At 67.0% G+C, this 24,436-nt stretch carries 31 protein-coding genes; 15 read left to right on the top strand and 16 right to left on the bottom strand.

Features of this window, described 5'->3' with window-relative positions; genetic code table 11:
• Nucleotides 1-33 precede the first annotated feature (33 nt).
• Entirely contained in the window at nt 34-621 is a 588-nt protein-coding gene (locus P0Y52_08380) for a hypothetical protein (protein WEK56567.1), read from the bottom strand.
• A 289-nt stretch (nt 622-910) separates the two neighbouring features.
• Nucleotides 911-1,126 (bottom strand): hypothetical protein, encoded by a 216-nt coding sequence (locus P0Y52_08385; protein WEK56568.1) that lies wholly within the window; start codon nt 1,124-1,126, stop codon nt 911-913.
• 548 nt (nt 1,127-1,674) lie between these two features.
• Here P0Y52_08385 and P0Y52_08390 point away from each other — a divergent pair.
• From P0Y52_08390 to P0Y52_08420, 7 genes are all read left to right on the top strand, one after another.
• Nucleotides 1,675-1,980, top strand: a complete 306-nt coding sequence (locus P0Y52_08390; GenBank protein WEK56569.1) for an energy transducer TonB — start codon at nt 1,675-1,677, stop codon at nt 1,978-1,980.
• Between the two features lie 294 nt (nt 1,981-2,274).
• Nucleotides 2,275-4,335 carry an AsmA family protein gene (locus P0Y52_08395; GenBank protein ID WEK56570.1) on the top strand — a complete coding sequence of 687 codons (2,061 nt, stop codon included), beginning with the start codon at nt 2,275-2,277 and terminating at the stop codon, nt 4,333-4,335.
• Between the two features lie 116 nt (nt 4,336-4,451).
• Nucleotides 4,452-5,399 (top strand): NAD(P)/FAD-dependent oxidoreductase, encoded by a 948-nt coding sequence (locus P0Y52_08400; GenBank protein WEK56571.1) that lies wholly within the window; start codon nt 4,452-4,454, stop codon nt 5,397-5,399.
• A gap of 64 nt (nt 5,400-5,463) precedes the next feature.
• Nucleotides 5,464-5,751 carry a PQ-loop domain-containing transporter gene (locus tag P0Y52_08405; GenBank protein ID WEK56572.1) on the top strand — a complete coding sequence of 96 codons (288 nt, stop codon included), beginning with the start codon at nt 5,464-5,466 and terminating at the stop codon, nt 5,749-5,751.
• Between the two features lie 343 nt (nt 5,752-6,094).
• Nucleotides 6,095-7,933 (top strand): hemerythrin domain-containing protein, encoded by a 1,839-nt coding sequence (locus P0Y52_08410; GenBank protein ID WEK56573.1) that lies wholly within the window; start codon nt 6,095-6,097, stop codon nt 7,931-7,933.
• A 72-nt stretch (nt 7,934-8,005) separates the two neighbouring features.
• Nucleotides 8,006-8,197: a hypothetical protein gene (locus P0Y52_08415; protein WEK56574.1), complete on the top strand. Its 192-nt coding sequence runs from the start codon at nt 8,006-8,008 to the stop codon at nt 8,195-8,197.
• A gap of 945 nt (nt 8,198-9,142) precedes the next feature.
• Nucleotides 9,143-9,901: a Crp/Fnr family transcriptional regulator gene (locus P0Y52_08420; GenBank protein WEK56575.1), complete on the top strand. Its 759-nt coding sequence runs from the start codon at nt 9,143-9,145 to the stop codon at nt 9,899-9,901.
• Nucleotides 9,902-9,914: 13 nt separating this feature from the next.
• Here P0Y52_08420 and P0Y52_08425 read toward each other — a convergent pair whose 3' ends face one another.
• Nucleotides 9,915-10,688, bottom strand: a complete 774-nt coding sequence (locus P0Y52_08425) for a Crp/Fnr family transcriptional regulator (protein ID WEK56576.1) — start codon at nt 10,686-10,688, stop codon at nt 9,915-9,917.
• Here P0Y52_08425 and P0Y52_08430 point away from each other — a divergent pair.
• Together P0Y52_08430 and xth are read left to right on the top strand one after the other, a co-directional pair.
• The gene (locus P0Y52_08430) at nt 10,687-10,926 is read left to right on the top strand and encodes a hypothetical protein (GenBank protein ID WEK56577.1); all 240 of its coding nucleotides are present in this window, start codon (nt 10,687-10,689) and stop codon (nt 10,924-10,926) included. The two genes, P0Y52_08425 and P0Y52_08430, sit on opposite strands and share 2 nt — an antisense overlap.
• 130 nt (nt 10,927-11,056) lie before the next feature.
• Nucleotides 11,057-11,830 carry an exodeoxyribonuclease III gene (gene xth, locus P0Y52_08435; GenBank protein WEK56578.1) on the top strand — a complete coding sequence of 258 codons (774 nt, stop codon included), beginning with the start codon at nt 11,057-11,059 and terminating at the stop codon, nt 11,828-11,830.
• Between the two features lie 15 nt (nt 11,831-11,845).
• Here the strand turns inward: xth and P0Y52_08440 are convergent, their stop codons facing one another.
• The 4 genes from P0Y52_08440 to P0Y52_08455 all read right to left on the bottom strand — a co-directional run bounded on the left by P0Y52_08440 (nt 11,846) and on the right by P0Y52_08455 (nt 13,364).
• Nucleotides 11,846-12,301 (bottom strand): hypothetical protein, encoded by a 456-nt coding sequence (locus P0Y52_08440; GenBank protein WEK56579.1) that lies wholly within the window; start codon nt 12,299-12,301, stop codon nt 11,846-11,848.
• 82 nt (nt 12,302-12,383) lie between these two features.
• Nucleotides 12,384-12,737, bottom strand: coding sequence for a hypothetical protein (locus P0Y52_08445; protein ID WEK56580.1), 354 nt, complete (start codon nt 12,735-12,737; stop codon nt 12,384-12,386).
• A gap of 70 nt (nt 12,738-12,807) precedes the next feature.
• The gene (locus tag P0Y52_08450) at nt 12,808-13,080 is read right to left on the bottom strand and encodes a hypothetical protein (protein ID WEK56581.1); all 273 of its coding nucleotides are present in this window, start codon (nt 13,078-13,080) and stop codon (nt 12,808-12,810) included.
• 32 nt (nt 13,081-13,112) lie between these two features.
• Nucleotides 13,113-13,364, bottom strand: coding sequence for a hypothetical protein (locus P0Y52_08455; protein WEK56582.1), 252 nt, complete (start codon nt 13,362-13,364; stop codon nt 13,113-13,115).
• Between the two features lie 196 nt (nt 13,365-13,560).
• On the opposite strand from P0Y52_08455, the gene P0Y52_08460 reads away from it, so the two are divergent.
• Together P0Y52_08460 and P0Y52_08465 are read left to right on the top strand one after the other, a co-directional pair.
• Nucleotides 13,561-13,797: a DUF378 domain-containing protein gene (locus P0Y52_08460; protein ID WEK56583.1), complete on the top strand. Its 237-nt coding sequence runs from the start codon at nt 13,561-13,563 to the stop codon at nt 13,795-13,797.
• Between the two features lie 21 nt (nt 13,798-13,818).
• A complete protein-coding gene (locus tag P0Y52_08465) occupies nt 13,819-14,088 on the top strand; it encodes a hypothetical protein (GenBank protein WEK56584.1) in 270 nt (89 codons plus the stop codon).
• Here P0Y52_08465 and P0Y52_08470 read toward each other — a convergent pair whose 3' ends face one another.
• The 4 genes from P0Y52_08470 to P0Y52_08485 all read right to left on the bottom strand — a co-directional run bounded on the left by P0Y52_08470 (nt 14,089) and on the right by P0Y52_08485 (nt 16,163).
• Nucleotides 14,089-14,337 carry a hypothetical protein gene (locus P0Y52_08470; GenBank protein WEK56585.1) on the bottom strand — a complete coding sequence of 83 codons (249 nt, stop codon included), beginning with the start codon at nt 14,335-14,337 and terminating at the stop codon, nt 14,089-14,091.
• 122 nt (nt 14,338-14,459) lie between these two features.
• Nucleotides 14,460-14,852, bottom strand: a complete 393-nt coding sequence (locus P0Y52_08475) for an AlpA family phage regulatory protein (GenBank protein ID WEK56586.1) — start codon at nt 14,850-14,852, stop codon at nt 14,460-14,462.
• A gap of 264 nt (nt 14,853-15,116) precedes the next feature.
• The gene (locus P0Y52_08480; protein ID WEK56587.1) at nt 15,117-15,713 is read right to left on the bottom strand and encodes a JAB domain-containing protein; all 597 of its coding nucleotides are present in this window, start codon (nt 15,711-15,713) and stop codon (nt 15,117-15,119) included.
• Nucleotides 15,714-15,872: 159 nt separating this feature from the next.
• Nucleotides 15,873-16,163, bottom strand: a complete 291-nt coding sequence (locus P0Y52_08485; protein ID WEK56588.1) for a hypothetical protein — start codon at nt 16,161-16,163, stop codon at nt 15,873-15,875.
• 59 nt (nt 16,164-16,222) lie between these two features.
• On the opposite strand from P0Y52_08485, the gene P0Y52_08490 reads away from it, so the two are divergent.
• On the top strand, nt 16,223-16,432 hold the full coding sequence (locus tag P0Y52_08490) for a hypothetical protein (protein ID WEK56589.1): 210 nt from the start codon (nt 16,223-16,225) through the stop codon (nt 16,430-16,432).
• Nucleotides 16,433-16,709: 277 nt separating this feature from the next.
• On the opposite strand, the gene P0Y52_08495 is transcribed toward P0Y52_08490, so the two are convergent.
• Nucleotides 16,710-16,922 carry a hypothetical protein gene (locus tag P0Y52_08495; protein WEK56590.1) on the bottom strand — a complete coding sequence of 71 codons (213 nt, stop codon included), beginning with the start codon at nt 16,920-16,922 and terminating at the stop codon, nt 16,710-16,712.
• Nucleotides 16,923-17,229: 307 nt separating this feature from the next.
• Between P0Y52_08495 and P0Y52_08500 the strand changes: the two genes are divergently transcribed.
• Complete coding sequence (locus tag P0Y52_08500) at nt 17,230-19,020, top strand: response regulator (GenBank protein WEK56591.1); 1,791 nt, start codon at nt 17,230-17,232, stop codon at nt 19,018-19,020.
• A gap of 172 nt (nt 19,021-19,192) precedes the next feature.
• A complete protein-coding gene (locus P0Y52_08505; GenBank protein WEK56592.1) occupies nt 19,193-20,389 on the top strand; it encodes a hypothetical protein in 1,197 nt (398 codons plus the stop codon).
• Nucleotides 20,390-20,398: 9 nt separating this feature from the next.
• Here P0Y52_08505 and P0Y52_08510 read toward each other — a convergent pair whose 3' ends face one another.
• Nucleotides 20,399-20,968 (bottom strand): alpha-ketoglutarate-dependent dioxygenase AlkB, encoded by a 570-nt coding sequence (locus P0Y52_08510; GenBank protein WEK56593.1) that lies wholly within the window; start codon nt 20,966-20,968, stop codon nt 20,399-20,401.
• 5 nt (nt 20,969-20,973) lie between these two features.
• Nucleotides 20,974-22,050 (bottom strand): DNA polymerase IV, encoded by a 1,077-nt coding sequence (gene dinB / locus P0Y52_08515; GenBank protein ID WEK56594.1) that lies wholly within the window; start codon nt 22,048-22,050, stop codon nt 20,974-20,976.
• Nucleotides 22,051-22,256: 206 nt separating this feature from the next.
• Between dinB and P0Y52_08520 the strand changes: the two genes are divergently transcribed.
• On the top strand, nt 22,257-22,499 hold the full coding sequence (locus tag P0Y52_08520) for a hypothetical protein (GenBank protein WEK56595.1): 243 nt from the start codon (nt 22,257-22,259) through the stop codon (nt 22,497-22,499).
• A 176-nt stretch (nt 22,500-22,675) separates the two neighbouring features.
• On the opposite strand, the gene P0Y52_08525 is transcribed toward P0Y52_08520, so the two are convergent.
• Both P0Y52_08525 and P0Y52_08530 read right to left on the bottom strand, forming a co-directional pair.
• Nucleotides 22,676-23,848 (bottom strand): glutathione-dependent formaldehyde dehydrogenase, encoded by a 1,173-nt coding sequence (locus P0Y52_08525; protein WEK56596.1) that lies wholly within the window; start codon nt 23,846-23,848, stop codon nt 22,676-22,678.
• Between the two features lie 18 nt (nt 23,849-23,866).
• Nucleotides 23,867-24,415 (bottom strand): SRPBCC family protein, encoded by a 549-nt coding sequence (locus P0Y52_08530; GenBank protein ID WEK56597.1) that lies wholly within the window; start codon nt 24,413-24,415, stop codon nt 23,867-23,869.
• Nucleotides 24,416-24,436 lie beyond the last annotated feature (21 nt).

Below are 24,436 nucleotides of genomic sequence, written 5' to 3' on the forward strand. Positions count from 1 at the left end.
GCCGCTCCATCGGCTCCCCGGTTCACTTTCCGGTCAGGCCGGGTTCAGCGCGAAGGTAAAGACTTCCGTATAGGTGCCGGCAGGAGCCGAGGCTGCACCGGGACCAGCGGGCGCAGCGGCGCAACCCGACGACCCGGGGTTGGTGCCATCGCCTTGGGTGCCGCCCACGCCCGGGCCGCCCGGGACGTTGTAGCAAAGGTTCAGGAACAGGTCGGCGAAGATGCCGTCAGCCAGAGCCTGGCTATAGCCGCCCGAGTTGGTGACAATGGCCGGGCTGCCGGGCCAGGTGTCGACAGCGGCGAAGCCAAGGCTCGGCACACCCTGCACCACCAGATCCCAGTCATAGTTAATCAGAACGCCGGCGGGAGACTTGAAGTCGCCGTTCTGCGCGCTGGAAGTCAGCTTTGCGCCGGTCGCTGAGTTGCAGGACATGCGCAGGGTAGTGACTTTCTGACGGGCGCCGTTGGCGACAGCGACGTTGCCGCCCGCCACATTGGCCAGGCCGATGCCGCAGAAGTCAGTGACGCTGGTCGAGACGCTGACGTTCGTCTGGGCGCTGGATACGGCCGGGATAGCAAGCAGAGCTGCAGCGGTGGCCGCCGCAATAACAAAACCACGCATTATAGCCTCCGAATGACGGTGTTTGAGAAAGTTCGCCGCATCAACTGATGGACGAGCCAATGCGGCGTTGACCACATTGCGGCCATATTGCCTTCCTCATCTGAGCCGGACATCCCTCAAGCGCGTGGTCATGATTGCCTAGTCAATATTGCTAGTGCCCAGGCACGATGAGACCATCTACGGACCGCAGCGGCGAAGCGAAGCGAACAGAGCTCCTCTATCGGGTTACGGGAACACTTCAGCGCAAGGCCTCGCCTGCACCTGGCTGCTCTCGCGCAGCGCCGGTCAATCAGTCTGCAAGCTGAAGATCACGTAGCAACTCAGCGAGGAACCCCTTTGTAACGTCCGTAGTCGGGCTTCCCTCCCCCACCTTGGCGTCAACCGCAAGGAGCAGCTCCTTCACCTCATCCGGCTCCAGAACGCCTTTTCGAACAAGCGTATCCATTAGGGTCAGTTGGAGAGCGATAGAGGCGAGAGCAAGCGATCCCGATTGCTGATTATCCATGACAAGACCCTTTCTAGAGTTCCCTGGATTCTCTTAGCGAAGAACGGTTCCGGTCCGACGTCGGGGGTACCGAAGTTAGGTCGAGACCATAGACGATCGTACGAGCCAGAAGGCTCAACGATGGCACCTGAACTCATAATGGTGCTCCGCTCGAGCCTCAGTTACCGCGCGGCGGCGCGGTCGCCGCCTCTTGCCCGGGCCGGTCGACCTGTTGCGCCGGGGTGTCAGCAATCCCGGTCGTACTCGTGGTCGCTGGACTGGCGGCGGACACGCTTGAAGTGGCGTCCGCCTCGGTGGAGGCGGCTTCGGGGGCGGCGCGTTCAGCCTCCCTGCTCCCGCATGCGGTAAGCGTCAGAAAGGTCGCGGCGCGATCGCCAAGGCAATGTGTTTTCTCACGGAGAGCTCCTTCGCCCGAACCAACGACGGTTGAGCTGAGGCGTTGCAAGACAGGTACGAAAGAGCTTTATCCAGCAAGAGACATTGGCCGTCCGACCCTCGTGAAGGAACGTCGTCTCCCGACGGAAGTTAAGCTGACGGAGGGTATCAGCATGATCATCATCGCCTTGTCCGTCGCACTTTTGCTGAATGTTTCGCCGAATGCAGATACGGCCGCCAAACTCGTCAGCCGCGAGAGCGCAGCACAGGACATCCAGGCTGCATCTCTTGTCAGCGTAGCCGTCACGCTGGAGTGCACGGCCCGTGCAAGCGGTAAGGTGGTGAACTGTCGCGTACTCGGTGAGACGCATCCGGGTCTCGGTTTTGGCGAAGCGGCCCTGGCCTTGATGCAGGATGCTACCGTCGAGCCCGGTGCAGAGGACTTCCAGTTTGCCCGCACAATCCAGTTCACGCCCTGAGCGCCAGCCCAAAACCGCCATAGGCGAGAGCCGCGGCGCCGCGACATCCGGATTCATGTCCTTTCGAACCGAAGCGGCGGCCTCCCACGGCCTGCGTCTCCGCACCAGGATTTGACCTGCAGACAGCGCAGCGGGTCGCCCGGCAGCCCGCCGCCGGAGCCCGGTTTCCCTTGCGGGACAGCGACGCGGCTCCGATTTTGTCGCTGCCGGATCATGATCCACTTTTCACATCGAGCCCAACGCAATGGCGCCCTTTGCGGTCTCAGGCGTTGACCAGCTTCACCGGAGGCGACCTTGATCGACAGACCTGGCGACAGACCCGATGTTCAGACCCTGCGTTCGGCTGCGACCTCCATTTGGCGTGCCGTAAAGGCCAGGGCTGCCAGCCTCAAAACCCATGTCGTCACCCAGGACCCTGTGTGGCTGGCCGTTCGGCGGCCGGGAAAGCCGGAGATCATCGCGGCCTCGATCACTCTTGGATTGATCGCGGGCTTCCTGGTGTTTCTGATGCTGTTCGACTGGAACTGGCTGCGCGGGCCGATCAGTCGGGCGGCCTCCGCCTCAACAGGTCGCGAGGTCTTGCTGAACGGCGACCTCGATGTCAGGCTGTTCAGCTGGACCCCCTCGGCCACAGTGCGCCGCCTCAGCATCGGCGGCCCCGCCTGGGCGAACGATCGCAACACGGCCGACGTCGAACAACTGGACGTCTCCGTCCGACTGCGGCGGCTTTTCCTGGGTCAGGTGGAGGTGTCCTCCCTGGTGATGACCCGTCCGGCGGTTCATCTGATCGTGGACGGGAAAGGCCGCCGAAGCTGGGATCTCCACCCTGATCGACCGGACGACGGCCGCGGGGCGAAACTGCCGGTCATCCAGCGCCTGGTCATCAATGACGGCCGCCTGACGCTGGACGAACAGCGACGGGGCATGAAGCTCGACGCCATGATCACAGCGCGCGAGGCGCGCTCCCCCGCGGACGGCGAAAGCGGCTTTCTGTTTGACGGCAAGGGGACGATGAACGGCGCGCCGCTCACCCTCCGCGTCACAGGCGGCCCCTTCATCAATATCCGCCGCGACCGACCCTACGCCTTCACCGCCGATCTGGCGGGCGCCGGGTCGAGGCTGAGGGCCGAGGGCGCCGTCACCCGACCGTTCGATCTCGGGCGTTTCAATGCCGTGCTAGAGCTTGAGGGCCAGGACCTGGCCGACATCTATCTCCTGACCGGGATCACCACGCCCAACACGCCGCCCTACAGGTTGAGGGGCGATCTGAGCCGGGACGGCGCCCTGTTCCGCTTCGACGATTTCAACGGGCGGGTCGGATCTTCCGACCTGTCCGGAAGCCTCGAGGTGAACAAGGTCGGCGAGCGCCGCCGCGTCGACGCGAAACTGACCTCCCGCACTCTGGACATCGACGACCTCGCCGCCGTCCTGGGCGCTCGGCCGCGGGTCACCAGCGAGGGGACGGTGGCGACCTCGGGCGCGCCCGGCAAGCTCCTGCCGGATGCGCCGCTGCAGACTGAACGGCTCCGGGCGATGGACGGAACTCTGTCCTATCGCGCCGGTACGGTCCGGGCCAACGCCTTCGATATCCGCCAGGTCAGCCTCGGGGCCGACCTGAAGGACGGGATCCTGAAGCTCGACCCGGTCGCCTTCACCTTCAATCGCGGAGAGCTCAACGGTACGGCCCGCATCGACGCCCGCAAGTCCATTCCCTACAGCGTCGTCGACTTCCGCCTAAGCGGCTATCCCCTGGAGTCGATCATCCCAGCGCGCGGGGGAGCCCCGACAGTGACGGGACGCGCTCTGGGGCGGGCCAGGCTGGAGGGGCCAGGCGCATCCATTCACGACCTGGCGGCCAACTCCAAGGGATCCATCAGCCTGGTGGCGCCCCAGGGTCAGATGCGATCGGCCTTCGCCGAACTGCTGGGCATCAATGTCGGCGCCGGGCTCGGCAAGCTGCTCTCCGGGGATCAGTCCACGTCCGGCATTCGCTGCGCGGTTGCGGATTTCAAGGTGGCCGGCGGCGTCGCAACCTCTCGCACCCTTGTGATCGACACGGACGTGGTCCTGGCCCAGGGTTCGGGAACCATCGACCTCGGCGCCGAGACCATGAACCTCCGGATCGACGGCGAAACCAAGAAGCCGCGCCTCCTGCGCGTCTGGGCGCCGATCACGATCAAAGGCCCCCTCATCTCCCCGCGCCTCGGCGTGGACGCCTCGGCGGTGGCGACGCAGGGCGGTCTGGTCGGCGCCCTGGCCACCCTCGTCAGTCCGGTCGCGGCCCTCCTGGGCTTCATCGATCCCGGCCTGGCCGAGGATGCAGACTGCGGCTCCCTGATCGCTTCCGCTCGCTGAGCTCTCTGCGGCCGCACTCCGTATGACGGCTTTCGTCGCCCCGGTCCTGGAAGGGCCGGGATGGAACGCCGACCCTTGTCATCTGTTCGGATGGGGCGCCTCCTCGAAGCGAAACCATGGCCGCAGACACAGAACCGACCTTTGAACCCGATGTCGTCGTCATCGGCGCCGGGCCCGCGGGCCTCACCGCAGCCCTCTATCTGGCGCGATATCGCCGGAACGTCCTCGTGCTGCACGACGGCAAGAGCCGGGCCCTGCGCATTCCCCTCACGCACAATGCTCCGGGATTTCCTGAGGGCGTTGGGGGACCGGATCTGATCGCACGCATGACCCGCCACGCGGTTCAATACGGCGCGACCATCCAGGAGGCCGAGGTGGCGGCTGTCGAGGCCGTAGCCGGCGGATTCAGCCTTCATCTCGCAGACGGTTCCACGCGCGTGAGCCGCGCCGTCGTCCTGGCGACCGGCGTGGATCTCAACCAAGTCGATCTGCCCGAAGCCGTCCATGAGGCTGCGATCCGAGCGGGCGTGCTGCGCTACTGCCCGGTCTGCGACGGATATGAGCATATCGGCAAACGGATAGGGGTGATCGGCTGCGACACCAACGGCGCGGCTGAAGCCCTCTTCCTGCGGGCGTATTCCCAGAACGTCACCCTCATGCCGCTCAACCGCCCTGAACTCTCTTGCGCCGAGGCCCGGACCCTGGCCGATGCGGGGATCCGGCTGGAAACCGGCGCCCTGCTCGCGCTTGAACCCGGCGTCGACGACATCACCGTCCGTCTCGACACAGGCGCTTCGCTGGCGTTCGACGTCATCTACCCAGCCCTGGGGTGTCGACCGCGCTCAATCCTGGCGGAGCAGCTCGGACTCGACCTCACCGAGTCCGGTTGCGTGACGTCCGGCTCCGTCTTCGAGAGCCGGGTGGAAGGCGTCTTCGCCGCAGGAGACCTTGTGGAAGGCCTGGATCAGATCAGCGTAGCCATGGGCCACGGCGCCGTGGCGGCCACCAGGGCCCACAACTGGTTGCGCGAAAAGGAGCTGGCCACGCTCCAGAGCCGGACCTAGCGGCCATGGTGCCGCGCAAACGTCCGCCCCCGGAACAGCAGATGACGCCTGACGTTGCGGCACTATGAGTGAAATCGTCGCCAATATCGTCGGCTCGGCCGCCGCCGTCTGCTCCATCACCAGCTTTGCGCCCCAAGGCGTCAAAATCTGGAAAGAGAGGGACGCCTCGGCGGTGAGCCTGAAGACCTATGGGCTGACCGTCACCTGCTTCATCCTCTGGGTGATCTACGGCGTCATGACCGAGGCCTGGCCTGTGACGATCGCAAACGCCTGCGCCCTGGCCATGGCGTCGGGCGTGCTGTTCATGAAGTGGCGCTTCAGGGACAATGGTCCCCGCGCGGCGAAATCTTAACGCCCCAGCCGACGTCCTCCTTCGCGACCGATCCGGATGAGACGCCTATGCGACATAAGGTCTCCATAGAGCGTCGCCGACGAAAAAATATTTAGGCCGCCTTGGAGCGCGAGGCCCTGACGGAAACGTTGAAGCGCGGACGGAAAACAACGCCGTCAAGCTACGGCCCGCGAGCCCGCCAGATCGGAATTCCATCGGCAAAGCCGCACATGCCGAACAGAAAAGAAGCCGACTGATCGACTTAGCCTTGCAGTTGCGATCCTGATCCGGGTCCGAAGGGCGAGGCCGGAACTCGCATCGGCAAGGCAGATTTGCCCCCTGTCCCCTTTCGACAGGAGCCGTCATGCAGACGCCGGAAAATAACGCCGCTTCTCCAGCCCCAAAACCGCCCACGGCCGCCGGCGCGGCTGATCCCTCCCTGACAGCGGGAAAGGCTGGTGCGGGCGCAAAAGCCTCTCCCGGCGACACCGGGACGGACGCCGGATCATCGGCCGCCGCGAGCCAGGGAAAACCCGGTCAACCGCGAAAGGCCGACAAGACCCCGGACATCGCGTCCGACCCGGGGGCCGACGCCATTGCCCTGCTCAAGGCCGACCATCGCCGGGTGGAGGCCCTGTTCGGAGAGTTCGAGTCCGCCTCCGACCAGCGCAAGGCGGCGATCATTCGCGAGGCTTGCACCGAACTGACGCTCCATACCCTGCTCGAAGAAGAAATCTTCTACCCCGCCTGCCGCGCGGCGGACGGCGAAGAGACCGAGGACGCCCTCGACGAGGCCCAAGTCGAGCATGACTGCGCCAAGCTGCTGATCATCGAGCTGCTCGCCAGCGGCCAGGACGATCCGCTCCAGCCCGCCCGGTTCAAGGTCCTCGCCGAGCAGATCAAACACCATGTCGCCGAGGAGGAGGCGCCCCGGACGGGCGTGTTCGCCAAGGCGACGGCAGCCGGCGTCGACACCGCCGCGCTGGGCCGCCGACTTCAGGAACGGAAGCGACGGCTGTTGAAGGAGGCCGACCGGCTGCGCCCGTCGCACCTCGTGTCGTTTCATCAACTGCAAGGCGAAAATCGCCCAACCCAGGAGTATGGCATGCCCAGAAATCAAGGTCCGGAACGAGACGAACGCGGCCGTTTCGTCAGCGATGACGATGATGATCGCCGCGGCGGATCCTATTCGCGGTCTCGTGACGACGACCGCCGGGACGACAATGATCGAGGCCGTGGTCGCGGCGGCTGGTTCGGAGACTCCGAGGGCCACTCCATGGCCGCGCGCAGCCGTGGCGAGGGTCGCAGCTTCCGAGACGACGACGACGATGGCGACGGTCGGGGCTGGTACGGGGATTCCCGCGGTCATTCCCAGGCCGCTCGGCACGGCTGGGACGAGCGCCGGTCCATGCGCGGCGATGACGACCGCGATCGGGACGATCGGGGCCGTTTCATGAGCGACGACGACCGCTCCGGCCGCGGCGGCGGCGGACGTGGGCGTAGTTCCTCGTCCGACCGGGATCGCGACGACCAGGGCCGCTTCATGAGCGACGACGACCGCTCCGGCCGCGGCGGCGACGGACGCGGGCGCAACTCCTCCTCCGATCGGGACCGGGACGACCAGGGCCGCTTCATGAGCGACGACGACCGCTCCGGCCGCAGCGGCGGCGGACGCGGGCGCAACTCCTCCTCCGACCGGGACCGTGACGACCAGGGCCGCTTCATGAGCGACGACGGCCGCTCCGGCCGCGGCGGCGGCGGACGCGGCCGCAACTCCTCCTCCGACCGGGACCGTGACGATCAGGGCCGCTTCATGAGCGACGACGACCGCTCCGGCCGTGGCGGCGGCGGACGCGGCCGCAACTCCTCCTCCGACCGGGACCGTGACGACCAGGGCCGCTTCATGAGCGACGACGACCGCTCCGGCCGCGGCGACGGGCGCGGGCGCAGTTCGTCTTCGGACCGCGACCGCGATGAGCGGTCCTACCGCGGACGCGACGACGATGATGGCGACGGCCGCGGCTGGTACGGAGACTCTCGCGGTCATGCCGAAGCGGCGCGTCGCGGCTGGGAGAGCAGAGGTCGTTCAGATCGCGACGACGACGATCGCTCGGGACGTTCCGATCGCGGGCATGGCGGCTGGTTCGGAGATTCCCGCGGCCACTCCGAGGCTTCCCGTCGAGGCTGGGAAAACCGCCGCTGACAAGCAGGGATGCGTCCGGCCTTCGGTCCGGACGCATCCCTGCTTCACCGCCGTCATCAGGGGAGAACCATCATGGCCGACAAGACCTTCCTCATCGACTACGAATGGCTGGGCAAAACCCTCTCCTGCCGATTGACTGCAGGCGAATGGGATCAGGCCGAAGAGAGGCTGGACGCCCTGAGAAGCTCGGGCAGGATTGTGGGCGAACTTCTGATGGAGGGCGATGCGGCGCCCATGATGACGAACCGGATCGGATCCTGCTGAAAACACGGCCCCGCTCCTCCTCGACATCCAGCCGTGTCGTCAGGATCACGCCACAGGTCAGGTCCTCGGACAATCTTGCGCCCCCGCCGTCTTACAGAGCAGCTTCCGGGAAGACCGAGGGAACGCCCGAATTTGAGAAGACGGGCGACTTCGAAAAGCCGGCCGCCGCAGGCGCGCCGTCGTCACGTCCGTGAAGCCGCCGCTCCTCGACCGGGATTGCTGGAATCCCCGGCGGAGGCGCTGCCGGAGCGCGCGCTCCGTTCAGCGGCGGCCAGACACCGACGGCGAAGCTGCGTCCAGGTCGCACGACCTTCGAGGGTGAAGACATCCGACTGGGTATAACCTTCGGAGATCATGGCCTTTCGTATTGCGCTGGGGATTGCGAAGCGACCCGAATCCGCCAGTTCGAAGGCCCTCTCTATAGCCGATTTCCTCAACATCCCCGCTCTCCCGCGTTCGCCCGCAAAATGCGGCCCGGGACGCGCCGAAGAGGGGCTGACACGTCGCCGAGCCGCATTACAATTCACCTCCCGAAGTGATTGCCGACTGTAAATGTCCTCTTCCGCTGACGGTTCTGGGTGTCCGGTACCGGACACTTCGACGCGGCTTATCCTCGCCTTGCCTGCTTAAGCCCGAACTTGGCCGGGCGCCCTTGATCCTTGCCCGCTCCGGCGTGCAATCGAGCCGCGAGGAGGCGGCGCCGTCGCGCTCCGGCGGGACCCTTCTTGGCTTCGAACCGGACGGTCTGGTTTTCACCTGAGCCTGCCTCTGGCGAAAGATCGGCTTTCCGGCGATTTGCCGCCCCCGCTATCCGACGCCAGGCGTTTTATATCATAGGTTAGTGCGGCCGTTTCTCCCGCAGATCATGGTGACTCAATGTCGAGAAGAGCCCGCAGGCCTCGACAGCCGTGGGCGCACGTTCCCGCTGCATGGCGGAGTGATCGTTTGCCTCATCAGAACCGCGCCGGGCTTCAGGTTTTTCTGAACCGTCTCAACCTTCGCTCCCAGCTCACGCCCGTCGAACAGCAGGCCGTACTGGACCTGCCCGCCTTTCCATCCGAGCTGGAGGCGAACATCGACCATGTCGCCCTGGGCGAGATGACGGAATTCGCCAGCCTGGTCGTCACGGGGGCGCTGGGACGTTTCGGCCAGAACGCCCGCGGAGACCGGCAGATCACCGCGCTTCACGTTCCCGGCGACATGGCCAATCTGCAGTCCGTGGTGGAGCCCCGCGCGACCTCCGCCCTGCAGGCCCTTTGCCGGACGAAGGTCCTCAAAATCCCTCACCAGGCCCTGCGATCGGCGGCCGCCCGGCACCCCGCCCTGGCCGAGGCGTTCTGGCGGGACTGCATGGTCGACGCAGCCATCCTGTCGCAGTGGGTCGTGAACATAGGTCGGCGGGACGCCGTTGGGCGTATCGCCCATCTCATCTGCGAGATCGCGACGCGCCAGGGCGTCCGCGAAAACGGCACGGACTCTTTCGAATTTCCCCTGACCCAGAACCAGATCGCCGACGCGACGGGGATGACCTCCGTTCACGTCAACCGGACTCTGAAGGCCCTCCGATCCGTGGCGACACTGGCGAGCCGGTCCGCTCAGGTCCTGGACTGGGAACAGCTGGTCGGTCTGGCCGATTTCGAGCCGGCCTATCTGCAGCGGGGCGTCGCTCCAGGCCACAGACTGAGGATCGCCCAGACCGACTGATCCGCCGCGCTTCCTAGATCGGCGCGGCGTCCGGACGAAGATAGTTCGGATCGAAGCCCGCCAGGGCGACCAGCCCGGCGCGGTCATGGATTTCGACCCACCCGGCCCGCCAGCACGCCAGGCCGCGAGAGCGCAACTCGGCGAGCGTCCGGTTCACGTGCACCGATGAAAGCCCGAGGCAGTCCGCGAAATCTTCCTGGGTCATGGTCAGGCTGAATCCGTCCTCGTTCCCCAGTCCCGCCATAGCGATCCGGGCGTCGAGCTCGCACAGGAGGTGAGCCATCCGCCCGAGCGCATCCTGGCGCCCGAGTCGGTGAAACCACTCGCGCTGGATGGCCCCGTCGACGGCCAGCTCCAGCATGAACAGCCGACCGAGGTGCGGATGGGTCTCGATCATATCCGCCAAAGTGCGGTGAGGCAGGGACGCGGTGATGCAGTCGGTCAGCGCCAGGACGCCATGGTCCACCTGTTTCATGACCAAGCCGTGCAGGTCGAGAAAATCTCCAGCTACGCTAAGCTGGGCGATGGAGCGCGCGCCGCTCTGGAAATCCTTGATGCGGGCGACGAGCCCGGAAACGAGCAGGCGGCAGCTCGAAGGACGGGCGCCTGACTGGAGGATCATTTCGCCCGCGCGATGCAGGACGGGGGCGTCGAGCGCCTGTTCCAGCGCGACCCGCTCGTCGGGACTGATCCTGTCCCGCCGCTCGAGTCTGGCGATCAGCCCCTGGGTCGGCGTCTGGCCCGAAATCATCCGATCTTCACGTTCCCGCGTATAGATGTCCATCATGGCGCTTTACAGATATATCGTCACCCAACCGGACAAGGAACTGGTGCTCGAGAACGAGGCCGCCTCGGACGATGTCGCCTACCGCGAAGGGGTCCGCTTCGCCGCCGAGCTGCTGGCCGAACAGTCTACGGCCGCCCCGGCGCCCTTCGGCTTCGACCTTGTCGTCCAGAATGCAGGCGGCCGCGAGATCTGGCGCGTGACGGTCACGGCCCCCGCCAAGCCCGACACCCATTCCTGAGGCATCCCCGGCGTGGCGGAACAGCTCTGCTCCAGCCGCTTTTAAAGGCCATGGTCCTTCCGCTCCTCCCTCCAAAGGCCTCTTCGGATGATCGGCGCCGCCGACCTTCTCGATCCGGAACGCTTCCGCGGTGAGGATCGCCACCTTCAACGTCAACGGGGTCAACGGCCGGGCGCCGGTGCTGCTCCGCTGGCTGGAGTCCACGCGTCCGGACGTTGTCTGCTTGCAGGAGCTCAAGGCCCAGCAGGCTAACTTCCCCGCGCAAGCCCTCGGCGACCTCGGCTATGAGGCGATATGGCTGGGTCAGAAAAGCTGGAACGGGGTCGCCGTTCTGGCGAAGGGAATGGCCATCCACGAAACCCGACGCGGCCTTCCCGACGACCCTGACCCGAGCCAGAGCCGTTACATCGAAGCTGCGATAAACGGCGTTCTCGTGGGCTGCCTCTATCTGCCCAATGGAAATCCGGCGCCCGGCCCCCGCTTTGATTACAAGCTCGCCTGGGCGGAGGCCTTCATCGCCCATGCCGCCCGGCTGATCGAGACCGGAGCGCCGGTGGTGCTGGCGGGCGACTACAACATCATCCCGACCCCTGCGGACGTCTACAAGCCGGAGCGCTGGACGGACGACGCCCTCTTTCGTCCCGAGGCGCGGCGCGTCTTCAACCGCCTGCTCGACCAGGGTTGGACGGACGCCCTGCGTCTGCACCACCCGCAGGCGACCATCTATACCTTCTGGGACTATTTCCGGAACGCCTACGCCCGCAACGCGGGACTTCGCATCGACCATCTTCTGGTCAGCCCCTCCCTCGTCGATCGCCTCCGCGCCTCCAACGTCGATCGCGAGGTCCGAGGTTGGGAAAAATCGAGCGATCACGCTCCGACCTGGATCGAACTCGCCGACTGACGGTATCCACGACCCTCAGACGACCAGGCTCTTCTCGATCTGTCGAAACAGCGTCATGGCCTGGGCGTCGTCCAGGGCGTCGATATCGATCCCGGCGGTGAGATCGACCAGGAGATCGATCACAGTCCCGCAGGCCGCGCCGTCGGCCGGCGCCTCGATCTGCACCCAGGCCGCTATGGCGGCGAGGGTGTGCAGAGCTTCCTGATCAGTCATGGGACTGTCCTGGAGCGCGGCGGCGGCGGCGATCTCGCGCATTTCCCACAGCGCTCTTCGACAGGCGTCCGGATCCTCGCGTCTCTGGTCATCCGTGAGGGCCGGCGCCCCGGCGGAGCTCAGCACCAGCTGGAACAGGACCTCGCCCTGAGGGGATGAGACCGTCATCCGCGCCTCGCGCGAACTCCAGAAGGCGGCGCCGTCGTCCCGAAGAAGCTCGCCCAGGGTGCGCACCGCCTCCACCCGGGCCTCGTCCACTGAGGCGAGGCTCGATCGCCACCTGAACGTCCTGCCGTCAGGCCCTGCGTCGGACTCGAAGAGGAAGCTCTGCATCTCGGCGTCAGCGTGACGCCGTCGCGGCGGCGCCCGATGCGCCGCGCGACGCCCCATTCGTCCGGGAAGGCGCGGAGTCGTCGGCGGCCGTCACAGGCGCATCCGTCGTCAGCCGCCTGCCGGGCTCATCCTGGAAGGCTGCGGCGTCTTCGACCTGGGAGCCGTTATCCACGGGAACGGAGGCGAAGGGCCCCGCCCAGAAGGCCCAGACCACGGCGAAGCCGACAGCCGTCAGCACCAGGCCTCCCAGGAGAACCGCCATGATCCGCGACCCTTTTCGGCCCTGGCGCACGTACTGGGCCTCGACCGGCCGTTTGTTCCGCACGGCCCTGGCCGAGGCTTCATGGGGATTCCGGGGCATGTTGGTCCTTTTCATATGGGCAAGGGGCGCGAACCGCTCGACGGATAGACCTTCGTTCAGGTCCGCCGGTTCAAAGACTCAAGAGACCGAGCACGGCCATGACCACGCCGATGGCGGCCGCACATCCGTACCAGAAGGTCGGGGTGAGACGGGGGCCTCCCGGCTGGAACACAGGTTCCGTGGGCAAGGGGGTCTCAGGACCCTCTTCGGAAGGGGCGACCGAGCGGGCGCCTCCGGCCTCTTCGTCGGCGCCCGCCGGCGCCGTGCCGGGATCGAAGATCGGCCTGGCGCCCTGGCCGCGTCGACGCCACTGGGCGTCCTTTTCCTGAAGGGGATGGGGCATGGGATGTGAAGCCATGGCCCGGCCCGAGGTTCCTAGTCGGCGGACCTGGGTCGGGAAGACGACACTGGGGCGGCTACCTCCTCGCCGACATGATGTTCAATGCGGCCGCTCTCGATCTCCGTTCGCGAAAACACCTCCTCCTGACCGTCCATCAGGAGTTCTTCCGCCTGGTCGTCGGCCAGACTATCGACCGCCTCGGCCGGGCGCTGATGACCGGCCTTTGGAGCGTGCGGGCCGCGCTGATCGCCGTGCCGGGCGTCGTCGGTTTCATGGTTCGTGATCATGGGTCTGCGTCTCCATCCAGTTTGGTCCCACGACACCAATCCCCGACCTCGCCCGGGAGTTCGACCCGACCATGAGCCGCCCGGCCGGTCGGCCCGCTCGGCGTTCGCGGACGCCTGCGTCTGTGACCGATACCGGTCTTGCCGGAACAAGGGCGGGGCCCGGCCCGATTGATCGACGTCACACGGAGTGCAGACCATGAAAGCCGTCAATCTCATCACCCTTGTCCTGGTCATCATCGGAGCCGTGAACTGGGGCCTCGTCGGCGCCTCCGATTTCAACCTCGTATCCGCCCTCTTCGGCGACGGTTCGGCGATCACCCGCGGCGTCTACATCCTCGTCGGGCTTTCGGGTCTCTGGCAGGTCGCCCCCTTCGCCCGAGCCCTGCGGATCGATGAACCCCGCGCTGAAGCCGGCCGTCGCTTCGCTCGCTGAACCGCCCGTCCAGGAGAAACCATGATCTACTTCTGTTTCATCGAGGGCGACGACCGGCATGACGTCGAAATGAAGGTCTTGGAGGCCGTCGAGGACGACCAGGCGATGCAGGAGGCTGGAGCCCTCCGCTTCGGCGGCCGCACGGGCTACGTCTTTGACGGCGATCGCTCGGTCGGATCGGTAGAGACGTCCCGTGAGCCGGAGGCCGAACAGCCCTTCTTCGGCGGGATCGATCGCGAAGCTTTCGGCAAGGCCCTCTTGCCGGCCGCAGGCGCCGAGCCTTCCTGGTGATCAGCGCCTGCGCTTGAACCTCACCCGTTCCTTGCCGGGGATGAGACAGGCGTCGAATCCCGCTGCTCGCCAGGCGCCCTTCTGAACCTCACGGGGCGTCGGTTCGGCCTCGTCGGTCCACCACTGCGGAAGGCTCGCGCCCTTGGGAAGCATGGCGCGCAGCCTGAGCTCGATCTCGGCGAAGCTCAACTCGAGAGCGTCGACCTTCTGTCTTTTCAGGTAGTCGCGAAGCGGATCATATTTCCCCATGGCGCCAGTGACCTTGAAACCGGGGCGGACGCAAGTCGCCGCCGCCCGGGCGACAGGAAGCCGAGCGCGCCCCGCCGCGCATAGCCGCTAGGCTGTGGCCGTTCCAGCCCGCCGCGGCCGCATCAGAAGTCGAAGTCGATCTGATCAGGATGGACGGCGGACCTCGGCGTCCTTCGCGAGGGTCGCGGAGTCGCCCTGGACTTCATCGCCTCAGACTTCGAAGCCAGGCTCTCCTCACAGGGTTTTCCGCTGCGTCGGTCCATTCCCTTGAGACGGGGGCTGGAAGGACTGCGCCAGCGCCGTCTGTCGCGGTTCTTCCGCCAGGCCTCCAGCTCACTCTCCCACCAGCCGACCCGGCCGGGCGAAAGGGCGACAGAGGCCGGAAAACCGCCTGTCTGCTGCAAACGCCAGGCCGTGGTCCGGCTGACGCCGACCAGGGCCCGAACCTCGGACCAGACCAGCAAACGCCCCTCGGGCGCAGGGCCCTCCTCGCCCGAAATCCCTTCCTCAGCCATGGCGACGCGCCCGGGCGGCCGCCGGCGCCGACGTGCGGACTTCGGAAATCTGGTCCAGGGCCCAGGCCCGCAACAGGCCGCGGGGGTAGAAGGGACGCGATCTCACGTGAAGACATGGCGGTCCGTTCCCGCCCATGGACCAGAGGCGAGCCAGGGTGGCCGGCTTCAGGCGCACACCCAGGGCGGCGAGGAAGGCTGAGGCCTCCTTGCGCGTCAGAAGATTTTCCGCCCCGTCATCCGGCGCCGCTCGACCTTGCTCCGGGATCATTGGCTTCTCTCCCGGCTTCGGCAGTCCCGGGCGGACCGGACGTCCCGGCCTGCGGCCAGGGCCAGATAGCAGGACAGGACCAGGTCTACGTAGGCCTCGGTTTCCGGGATTTCCGGAACCCGCCCCAGACGCTCCACCCGCGCGGGCCCCGCATTGAAGACAGGGGCGTGGTCGACAGTGCCGTCCGCCCGCAGCTCTTCCCGGATCAGGATGTTGCGCTTGTTGAGGTAGAGGGCGCGAAACTGTTCGCGCGGCGCATGGGCCAAAGCGATGCGCAGGTAGGTCAGGAGCGCGCTCCAGGACGAGAGGACGGGTCGCCTGCAGGCCTCGGCCCGACCCATGGCCAGGGCCAGGGCCCTGATGTTGCCGAAACTGGCCACAGCCCCGGGCGGCAGACCCGCTCGCGCCAGGGCGGCGGCGTCCGCGGCGGCCGCCCCCGCCAGGCCCCCAAAGGCGGTGATCAGGGCGGCGGCGGCGTCCCGACCCGACCCCGGCAGGTCCCGCTCCAGGAGGGCCGACAACAGGTCCAGATCCGCCGCCTCCTCATAGGGCGTAGCCGGAATGGTGCAGTCCAAAGCGACGAGCGAAGTCATGGCGTATTCCTCCCTGCGCTCCCGAGCGGAGCGCCCCAGAGCGCCCTTTCCTTCCCTCCGGTCCGAAGAGGCCTGGCCTGGCCCAGGGCTGGATCAGATCCGGCGCACGCCCCGTTCACCTGTTCGCCCTGGGCTGGGCGCAAGCGTCGCAAGCAGACGTTAGCCGCTGGAGAGGATCATGGCGGACTTGCGATCCTTCAGATGCAGGGCGCCCTCAGCGTCGATCAGGCCGATGTTGGGAAGATCGACCGGACCACCTGACTTGAATGCGCCCCGCCGCTCCCGCCCCAGAGGCGCGTTCGCAGAAAACGCGTTAGCCATGCAGGCGTGGACCTGCGCCTGACCGAGGCGACGACGGACGAGAGGCTCCGAGACCAGGTGTCGCAGCAGACGATATCCGGGAGCCAGGCCACTGAGACCGGCGCCCGACACAAGCTGGGTCTCGCGCATGGAAAGGAACCATTCCTGTCGGGAGGTCGTCTGTATGGGAGGCGGGCAGGAGCACGACCATGACATCCGATCAATCCCGAGGACGGGCGCGCAACGCCGCGACGCCGGGCGGCAAGCCCGAAGCCGACGAATCCGACGAGGCCGTAGAGCGCGTTGGCCGCGAGTCCCGCAGGCGCGCCGGTCCGGACGGCCCGGACGCGACGGTGGTCGGCGACATCTTCAAGAGGCCGCCTGATCGACGGCGGTCGAAGGAGACCGGCCCCAAATAGTCGGCGGAGCCTCCGCCGAATGGATGACCATCCTGCGCCGCCCCTGAGCCCTGAATCCGCTTCCGGGCCGCGGAACGGCGATCTGCCGGCCTATCTCGGCAAAGGCCTTATCGGCGTCAGGGTTCGCGAGAATCCCCTCTTCGCCGGCATGTTCTCGTCAGCGGCCTGGCCGGCGCCCACCCGGAGTGCGGGATCGAGGCCGCCGCCGCAGCGCCCCATCGCCTGTCCGGGGACCTGGCGATAGACGGGGTCTGGATGAGCGCAACTCAAACCCCTCCTAGTCGACGCCCCTGGTCGCTTGTGATCCCTGGCCGCATCGAAGGCGGAAGGCCACGGGCGAAAACACCTCGCCCGTTCCCCCGTCCTGAATGATCACGCCTGTCAGCCCCTGCGCCTCGAACAACGCCGCCAGGCGCAGGGCGGCGCGGTCGTCGGACACGCAGGTGGCGAGGTCTTTCTCGCCGGCTTCATAGGTGACCAGATAGGACATGGATCGCTCCCTGCTCCCTTCCTTGGTCAAGCGCTCTCGCCGGCCGCCGTCTCCCTGTGTCGGATGCCCGACACAGGGCCAGTTCCAGTATTAGCGGGGCCCCGACCGGGAACCGGGGGACTTTCCAGCGGCAGATGGCGGACGCCGCGCGCCTTGCGACGACGACGTCCGCCCGCCGAAGGATGGAGCGCATCACAGCTCCGTAGCGGCAATGATCAAGGGCCATGCTCTGTTCCGCTTCACGCAGACGTCGAACGTTTTGTTGACGAAGACCGTCCCACCATCCTCGCCGTCAGGAGAGACCGGCATGACCCCTATGGAGCGACGGTGGATTGGAGAGGCCCTGAGGCGGCGCGCGGAGCAGTGGCGCACGCGGATCGGGTTCGGCCTGCTGATCGCCCTGGTCTTCTGGCCCATGACGGGTTCCCTTTTCGCCCTGGCCTGGACCGGGACCTATCTTCTCGTCCAGGCCGGCGAGCGCTTCCTGACGGCCCTGTGGAGCGCCTCCCCCCGGCTCCGGCGACGTCTGACGTTTCCGGGGCTGGCTCTGGTTCTGGCGGGCAACCTGGTCTTCGCCAGCTTCGCCCTGCGTCAGGCCATGACGCTGGACACGCTCGGCCTGGTCTGCGCCGCGGTCCTGGCTTCGGGAGCCCTCCTCAACGGGGCCATGACGACCGGCGGCTCGCGCGCTGTCGCCCTGGCGGCGCTGGCGCCCCATATCGGACTGCTCCTGAGCCTGCCGGTCTTCCTCTACCTCAGCTATGACTCGCCGCTTGCGGCGGTGCAGCTCCTGGTGGCCGGCATGCTGCTGGCGGCCGCGACCGTGGCCGCCGTCAGGGGATTGTCCAGGACCATGGCGCGCCAGCGCGCCGCCGAGGCGGCGGCGGTCGCCGCGCGCCGTCAGGCGGAAGCGGCCAGCCGGGCCAAGAGCGCCTTCATCGCCAATATGAGCCATGAGATCAGAACGCCGCTCAACGGCGTCCTGGGTCTGGCGCGAGCGCTCGCGGGCGCCGACCTGCCGCCGCGCGAGCGCGAGCAGAGTCTGCTGCTTCTGGAATCCGGCGAAGCGCTCAGGGTCCTGCTCAACGACATGCTTGATCTGTCCAAGATCGAGGCCGGTCACTTCGTTCTGGATTCCCGCCCCTTCGCCCTGCGCGACCTGCTCGACCGTCTGGTCCGCCTCTTCGAACCCGCGGCGGCGGCCAAGGGTCTGGAGCTGCGTCTGGCCGCCTCGCCGGACCTTGCGGAGGTCTATGTCGGCGATGAAACGCGGGTGCGCCAGATCATGGCCAATCTCATCTCGAACGCCGTCAAATTCACCGACCATGGACGGATACTGGTCGAGGCTCGCCCCGCCCGGCAGGGCTTGCGGCTGGCGGTGTCCGACACCGGTCCCGGGGTGGCCGCCGACCAGATGGCGCTGCTTTTCCAGAAGTTCGTGCAGCTCGACGAGTCCCCGACGCGCCGTCACGGCGGCGCCGGTCTGGGCCTCTCTCTCTGCGCCGATCTCGTCGCGCTGATGGAGGGCGACATTCGCGCCGAACGTCTTCCGGACGCGGGCATGAGGTTTGAAATCGTCCTCCCGCTGCCCGAACAACGGACCCCGCCGCGGTCTCGGCAAGAGGCGGAACCCGCCCCGCCTGCGGCCGCCGTCTGCGAAACCCCGCCGGGCGACCGGCCCGTTCCGCTGCAAATCCTGGCGGCGGAGGATCACCCGATCAATCGCAAGGTCCTCGAGCTTCTTCTCGAACCAGTCGATGTGGAATGCCATTTTGTCGAAAACGGCCTGGAGGCCCTCGAGGCCTGGCGGCAGCGCCACTGGGACGTGATCCTCATGGACGTCCAGATGCCCGTCATGGACGGCATCGCCGCCACGCGCGCGATCCGCGCCGAAGAGACCTTCCTTGGACGACGGCGCACGCCGATCCTCGCCCTGACGGCCAACGCCCTGCAGCATCAGCAGGAAGAATATGCTGCGGCGGGGATGGATGATTTCGTCGGCAAGCCGGTGCAACCCGAAACCCTCTACGCGGCCATCGAGCGGGCGGTCCAGGCTTCCGGCGACACAGCCGCGGAACGGTCGACTTTCCACGCCTGAGCGCCGACCATCAGAGCGGGCCTTCAGTGGGCCCGGCGGCGCCATGAAGCCGTCGGAACGGATATCTCGCTAAAAGACCCCTCTCTTAACCCTACCTCTCCCGTTTCGGCAGGCGTCAGGATGAGCATGTTATAAGGGTTCGGGCAGGTTCGCCCTCCTCGCAAAGGACCTCATGGCGCGTCAATCAAGACTCTCGACGCGGCTGTCAGCCGCCAGCCTCATCCACCTCGGCGCGCCGCGCCTGGCCGACCTGCTGATCGAGGCCGGCGCCGGAAACCCGAACCTGAAGCGCCGCCTTCGTCTCGAACTGGCGGCCGAGGCGGGGCCTGATGTCCTGGCCCTGGAGATCGACAAGCGCATCACCGCTCTCGCCGCCGCCCGCACCCGCGTGTCATGGCGAAAGCGCGCCGAGCTGATCGAGGACCTCAACGCCCACTTCCGGATGATTGTCGAGCGTCTGTCGCCGGAGGCGCCGGCCGAGGCGCTCGCCGTCCTCATCCGCTGGTTCGACCTCTATCCGGGCCTGGCCGCCCGCGTGAAGGACACACGGGGCGAACTCCCCGCCGCCTTCGAAGCGGCCGCGCCGGATCTCTTCGCGCTCGCAGAGGCTGGCGGCGACAAGGCCCTGCAGGATCTGGTCGACGCCCTTGAACGGCGTCCGCAGGACTATGGACGCTGGATTTCCGCTGCTGGCGACGCCCTGGGCCCCGTCTCGGCGCGCCGGCTGCTGGACGGCCTGGACGCCTCGGCCAGGAAGACCCCGGCAGGCCGGAACCTGCTGCGCCGCCTCGCGGACAGGGCCGGGGACCTCGATCTCTGGCTGTCCCTCGTCACCCCCGAACAGGCCGGTTCCCCCGACATAGCCGCGGACATCGCCCGCCGCCTTCTGGACGCCGGCCGCGTCGCCGAAGCCCGCGCCGCCCTGGAAGCCCCCTTGCGCCCCTCCCCGCTCAACCGGCGTTGGACCTTCGGCCATAACCCGAAGGAGGGCGCGCCCCGTCTGACCCCGGCCTGGGAAGCCGCCTCCATCGACGTGCTCGAGGCCGAAGGAAACCGCCAGGAAGCCCAGGACTTGCGGTGGACCCTGTTCGAGCGCGACCTGGCGGCCCCGGTTCTGCGCGACTACCTCTCGCGCCTGCCCGATTTCGACGACGTCGAGGCCCTGGACCGCGCCTTCGCCCATGCCTCCAGCCACCCTGACTTCGAGGCCGCCATGCGTCTTCTGATGGACTGGCCCGCTCACAGGGAGGCGGCCGCCCTCGTCCTGGCGCGCCCCCGCGAGGCGCGCCAGGCTCGCCCGATGTCTGCGGACTGGGCCTCCCGCCTGGCCCAGCGCCATCCCGAAGCCGCTGACATCCTGGCCAGCTAGGCTCTGCGGTCAGGCCAGGGTCCTGAAGGTGATCGAATAGCGCAGGGCCGTCATCGGCGAGATCGAATGCTCCCAATCCCTCCGCGCCTCGCCTGACAGTCGATAGGCCGATCCAGACGCCAGGGGCGCGGCTGACCGGCTCCATCCTGGCCCGTCTTTCCGGCGCAGGCGCATGACGCAGGGCGCGAGAAAGGAGACGCCGAGGATCTCCCCGTAAACCGGCCGATCCCGGTGCCAGCCGATGCCGGCTCCGGGAGCGTATTCATTGACCAGAGCCTGGACGAAAGCCGCCTCGTCCAGATCGATCCGTCCCGTCAGACGTCGCAGCAGGTCTTGCAGAAACGCCGGCCAGGGATCCGCGGCTTCCAGCCGGCCCCGCTCCAGGTCGTAGCGACGTCCGAAGGCGGCGATCCGCCGGAAGCCCTGGTAGCCCATGTGCTCATAGGGGCTGAAGTCCAGCCCCTGCAATTGCTCGACCACCGCCGCCTGCTCCGCCTCGGTCAGGACCTCCGGCCAGTAGTCAAAGCCCGGCGGAACGGCAGGCGCGCGGACGTGGCCGAACAGATCGGCCTGAAGCATGGCCGTCACAGCGCCAGTTCGCCCAAGTCAGGCTTCGGCGAGCCCTTCTCCAGATTGGACAGGGTCACCCCGACCAGGCGCACGCCTCTGGTCGGAGGATAGAGGGACCGCACCAGCAGGCGGGCGATCTCGCGCAACCGCGCCTTCGAGGCGACCGGCTCATTGAAGGAGCGGCTTCGGGTCGATTGCTGGAAGTCCGCCCACTTGACCTTCACCGTCACGGTCCGGCCGAGCGACCCGGCCTTTTCGCACCAGGCCCAGACATCGTCGGCCATCTCGTCCAGAGCGGCCTCGATCGCCGCCGGATCGACCAGATCGCTGGCGAAGGTGGTCTCCGATCCGCTCGACTTGCGCTCGCGATCCGGATTGACGGGTCGTTGATCCTCGCCCCGCGCCACGCCATGGTACCAGGCGCCGGACTTGCCGAAGTGATGCTGCAGGAAGGCCAGAGACTGACGCTTCAGGTCCGCGCCCGTTTCGATGCCCAGGCGGTTCATCTTCTCCGCCGTCACCGGCCCGACGCCATGGAAACGCTTGACCGGCAGGCCCTCGACGAAGGTCTCCCCTCTCCCCGGCGGGACCACGAACTGGCCATTGGGCTTGCGCTGGTCCGAGGCCAGCTTGGCCAGGAACTTGTTGTAGGAAATCCCGGCGGACGCCGTCAGGCCGGTCTCCTCAAGGATGCGCGCGCGGATCTCCTCGGCCGTCGCCGACGCCGTCGGCAGTCCCCGGATATTGGCGGTGACGTCGAGATAGGCCTCGTCCAGGGACAGGGGTTCAATCAGGCGCGTATAGTCGGCGAAGATGGCGTGGATCTGCGCCGAGACAGCGCGATAGACCTCGAAACGGGGCGGTACGAAGATCAGCTCAGGGCATTTCCGCAAGGCCGTGCTCGACGGCATGGCCGACCGCACGCCGAACCTGCGCGCCTCATAGCTGGCGGCGGCGACCACGCCGCGCGAAGCGGCGTGGCCTACGGCCACCGGCCGTCCGCGCAGGGCCGGATCATCCCTCTGCTCCACCGAGGCGAAGAAGGCGTCCATATCCACATGGATGATCTTACGAAGCGCGGCGACGTCCATTCGCCACGCCTAGCAGAAAGAGAACAAAGCCGGAACTGATATCCTGCCCGTCAGCAACCGTTGAACACCACGCGACCAGGGCGCCCGCCCTGACAAGGGACCGAAACGGGTTCCGCGAAGACCGCCAGGGCCCGCTGCCCGACAGTAGGAACACGGCGTCATGCCGACGGTTCGACAGGCGTGGACCAACAGAGGGAGACACGTCAATGGACCGAGACAAGGACGCCGACCGCTGGGGCGGCCCGGGCTCAAGTCACCAGAACCGGCAGGCCCCGCAGCCCGATCCCGTAGTGAAGGACGCCGAAGATCCCGATCATCTGTCGCCCCGAAACCAGGTCTCGGGCGGCGGAGGCGAGAAGGATGTGCACAAGGGTCATTCGGCCGAGGCGCGTTCGACACGGCAGGCGTCCAGCGAGGAGAAGCGCCATGAACGCGACAATCGCCAATAAACGCCTCGGTCCTTCGAGCGACGAAGCCCGCTGGGCCCGTCGCCTGGGTCCGGACTAGCCCGACCGCCCGCCTTCATCCGACCGCGTCGAGCCGCAAGGCTCCGCCATCGAGGCCCGTCTCCACCGGAGACGGGCCTTCGTCCTGTTCGCCGACGAGCCGGGCGTCCTGAGGCGGCTCAGGGTTTGAGGACGACCTTGGTCCACTCATTGGGATTGTCGTGGAAGTTCTTGTAGGCCGTCGCCGCCTCCTCGAGCGGAAGGCGATGGCTGATCAGGTCTGTGGTGTCGATCTGGCCGTCCATCACCAGCTCCAGCAGTTTCGGCAGGTATTTCTGCACATGGGTCTGGCCGGTCTTCAGGGTCAGTCCCTTCTGCATGAAGGCGCCGATCGGCAGCTTGTCGCCGATCCCCCCGTAGACCCCCGGCATGGAGATGCGCCCGCCCTTGCGGCAGGCCATGATGGCCTCGCGCAGGACGTGCTGACGGTCCGTGCCCAGTTTCGTCTCCTGCTTGACGGCGTCGATGATGTTGTCCGGCGCGAAACCATGCGCCTCCATGCCCACGGCGTCGATGCAGGCGTCGGGTCCGATGCCCGCCGTCATCTCCTTGAGCGCTTCCAGCACCTTGACCTCGTGATAGTTGAGCACCTCGGCGCCGTTCTGTTTCGCCAGGGCGAGACGGCGCGGATGGTGGTCGATGGCGATCACCCGCGCCGCGCCCATGTGGATGGCGCTCTTGATCGTGAACAGGCCGACGGGCCCGCACCCCCAGACCACCACCGTGTCGCCCGGCTCGATCCCGGCGTTTTCCGCCGCCATCCAGCCGGTGGGGAAGATGTCAGACAGGAAGAGCACCCTCTCGTCCTCGATGCCGTCAGGCACGACGATAGGTCCGACGTCCGAATAGGGAATGCGGGCGTACTCCGCCTGCCCGCCCGCATAGCCGCCGGTCAGGTGCGAATAGCCGAACAGCCCCGCCGCCGGGTAGCCGTAGGCGACCTCGGAGGCGTCGGACTTGTCGGCGGGGTTGGAGTTGTCGCAGGCGGAATACTGCTCCTTTCCGCAGAAGAAGCACTGGCCGCAGGCGATGACGAAGGGGACCACCACCTTCTGCCCGACCCGCAGGCTGGTGTTTCCGCGCCCCACCTCGACCACCTCGCCCATGAACTCGTGGCCGAGGATGTCGCCGCGGTGCATGCCGGGGATGACGCTGTCATAGAGGTGAAGGTCCGAGCCGCAGATGGCGGTGGCGGTGATCTTGATGATGGCGTCGCGGGGATTGACGATCTCGGGATCGGGGACCGTGTCCACCCGGACATCGTGTTTGCCGTGCCAGGTCAGTGCGCGCATGGAATTCGTCCTTGAGGTTCAGCCGCGGGGCGCGGCGGCGGGAGCCTGGGAGGTGGAAACCTCCCCCGTCTCCATCAGCTGTTTGAAGCGGCGAAGCTCGCGTCGGGCCTGGATGCGCGGTTCGCGCTGCATCACCTTGGCCACCAGCTTGCCCACGGCGCCGGCGGGCGGGTCATAGCTGATCATGACGCGGACCTCGGTCCCTCGCCCGAAGGCGTTGTCGCGGAACTCGACCCAGCCCTCGTGATCGACGTCCGCCGCCGCCGTGGACCGCCAGGCGATCTTCTCGCCCGGCCGGTCTTCGACGATCTCGGTTTCCAGTTCGACATCCATGCCGCCGGGCCCGGCTATGACCCAGTCGCGTCCGTCGCTGCTGACGGACCGGACATTGGCCATGAAAAGAGGAAGGTTCCGGAACTCTCGCCAGAAGGCGTAGAGCTCGGACCTGGGCCGGTTGATCATGACGGCCTGTATGGACGAGGAGGCATGATCCCCGTCATGGACGTCGTGGTTCAGAAAGCCTGTCGACGCCATGTCCGCGTCAGTGCTTGTCGGCTGTGTCTGCATGGGTTCTCTCCGGTTCCGGGG

Source organism: Candidatus Brevundimonas phytovorans (assembly GCA_029203145.1).
In the GTDB taxonomy this organism is placed as follows: domain Bacteria; phylum Pseudomonadota; class Alphaproteobacteria; order Caulobacterales; family Caulobacteraceae; genus Brevundimonas; species Brevundimonas phytovorans.

Coding starts and splice junctions, on each gene's coding strand:
- P0Y52_08485 (WEK56588.1), bottom strand. CDS start 16,163: ATGCGCGAGACCCAGCTTGTGTCGGGCGCCGGTCTCAGTGGCCTGGCT.
- P0Y52_08495 (WEK56590.1), bottom strand. CDS start 16,922: ATGTCCTATCTGGTCACCTATGAAGCCGGCGAGAAAGACCTCGCCACC.
- P0Y52_08415 (WEK56574.1), top strand. CDS start 8,006: ATGGCCGACAAGACCTTCCTCATCGACTACGAATGGCTGGGCAAAACC.
- P0Y52_08480 (WEK56587.1), bottom strand. CDS start 15,713: ATGACTTCGCTCGTCGCTTTGGACTGCACCATTCCGGCTACGCCCTAT.
- P0Y52_08390 (WEK56569.1), top strand. CDS start 1,675: ATGATCATCATCGCCTTGTCCGTCGCACTTTTGCTGAATGTTTCGCCG.
- P0Y52_08455 (WEK56582.1), bottom strand. CDS start 13,364: ATGATCACGAACCATGAAACCGACGACGCCCGGCACGGCGATCAGCGC.
- P0Y52_08470 (WEK56585.1), bottom strand. CDS start 14,337: ATGGGGAAATATGATCCGCTTCGCGACTACCTGAAAAGACAGAAGGTC.
- P0Y52_08450 (WEK56581.1), bottom strand. CDS start 13,080: ATGCCCCATCCCCTTCAGGAAAAGGACGCCCAGTGGCGTCGACGCGGC.
- P0Y52_08425 (WEK56576.1), bottom strand. CDS start 10,688: ATGATGGACATCTATACGCGGGAACGTGAAGATCGGATGATTTCGGGC.
- P0Y52_08430 (WEK56577.1), top strand. CDS start 10,687: ATGGCGCTTTACAGATATATCGTCACCCAACCGGACAAGGAACTGGTG.
- P0Y52_08530 (WEK56597.1), bottom strand. CDS start 24,415: ATGCAGACACAGCCGACAAGCACTGACGCGGACATGGCGTCGACAGGC.
- P0Y52_08445 (WEK56580.1), bottom strand. CDS start 12,737: ATGCCCCGGAATCCCCATGAAGCCTCGGCCAGGGCCGTGCGGAACAAA.
- P0Y52_08510 (WEK56593.1), bottom strand. CDS start 20,968: ATGCTTCAGGCCGATCTGTTCGGCCACGTCCGCGCGCCTGCCGTTCCG.
- P0Y52_08490 (WEK56589.1), top strand. CDS start 16,223: ATGACATCCGATCAATCCCGAGGACGGGCGCGCAACGCCGCGACGCCG.
- P0Y52_08385 (WEK56568.1), bottom strand. CDS start 1,126: ATGGATAATCAGCAATCGGGATCGCTTGCTCTCGCCTCTATCGCTCTC.
- P0Y52_08475 (WEK56586.1), bottom strand. CDS start 14,852: ATGGCTGAGGAAGGGATTTCGGGCGAGGAGGGCCCTGCGCCCGAGGGG.
- P0Y52_08460 (WEK56583.1), top strand. CDS start 13,561: ATGAAAGCCGTCAATCTCATCACCCTTGTCCTGGTCATCATCGGAGCC.
- P0Y52_08465 (WEK56584.1), top strand. CDS start 13,819: ATGATCTACTTCTGTTTCATCGAGGGCGACGACCGGCATGACGTCGAA.
- dinB (WEK56594.1), bottom strand. CDS start 22,050: ATGGACGTCGCCGCGCTTCGTAAGATCATCCATGTGGATATGGACGCC.
- P0Y52_08505 (WEK56592.1), top strand. CDS start 19,193: ATGGCGCGTCAATCAAGACTCTCGACGCGGCTGTCAGCCGCCAGCCTC.
- P0Y52_08520 (WEK56595.1), top strand. CDS start 22,257: ATGGACCGAGACAAGGACGCCGACCGCTGGGGCGGCCCGGGCTCAAGT.
- P0Y52_08405 (WEK56572.1), top strand. CDS start 5,464: ATGAGTGAAATCGTCGCCAATATCGTCGGCTCGGCCGCCGCCGTCTGC.
- P0Y52_08410 (WEK56573.1), top strand. CDS start 6,095: ATGCAGACGCCGGAAAATAACGCCGCTTCTCCAGCCCCAAAACCGCCC.
- P0Y52_08500 (WEK56591.1), top strand. CDS start 17,230: ATGACCCCTATGGAGCGACGGTGGATTGGAGAGGCCCTGAGGCGGCGC.
- P0Y52_08525 (WEK56596.1), bottom strand. CDS start 23,848: ATGCGCGCACTGACCTGGCACGGCAAACACGATGTCCGGGTGGACACG.
- P0Y52_08400 (WEK56571.1), top strand. CDS start 4,452: ATGGCCGCAGACACAGAACCGACCTTTGAACCCGATGTCGTCGTCATC.
- P0Y52_08380 (WEK56567.1), bottom strand. CDS start 621: ATGCGTGGTTTTGTTATTGCGGCGGCCACCGCTGCAGCTCTGCTTGCT.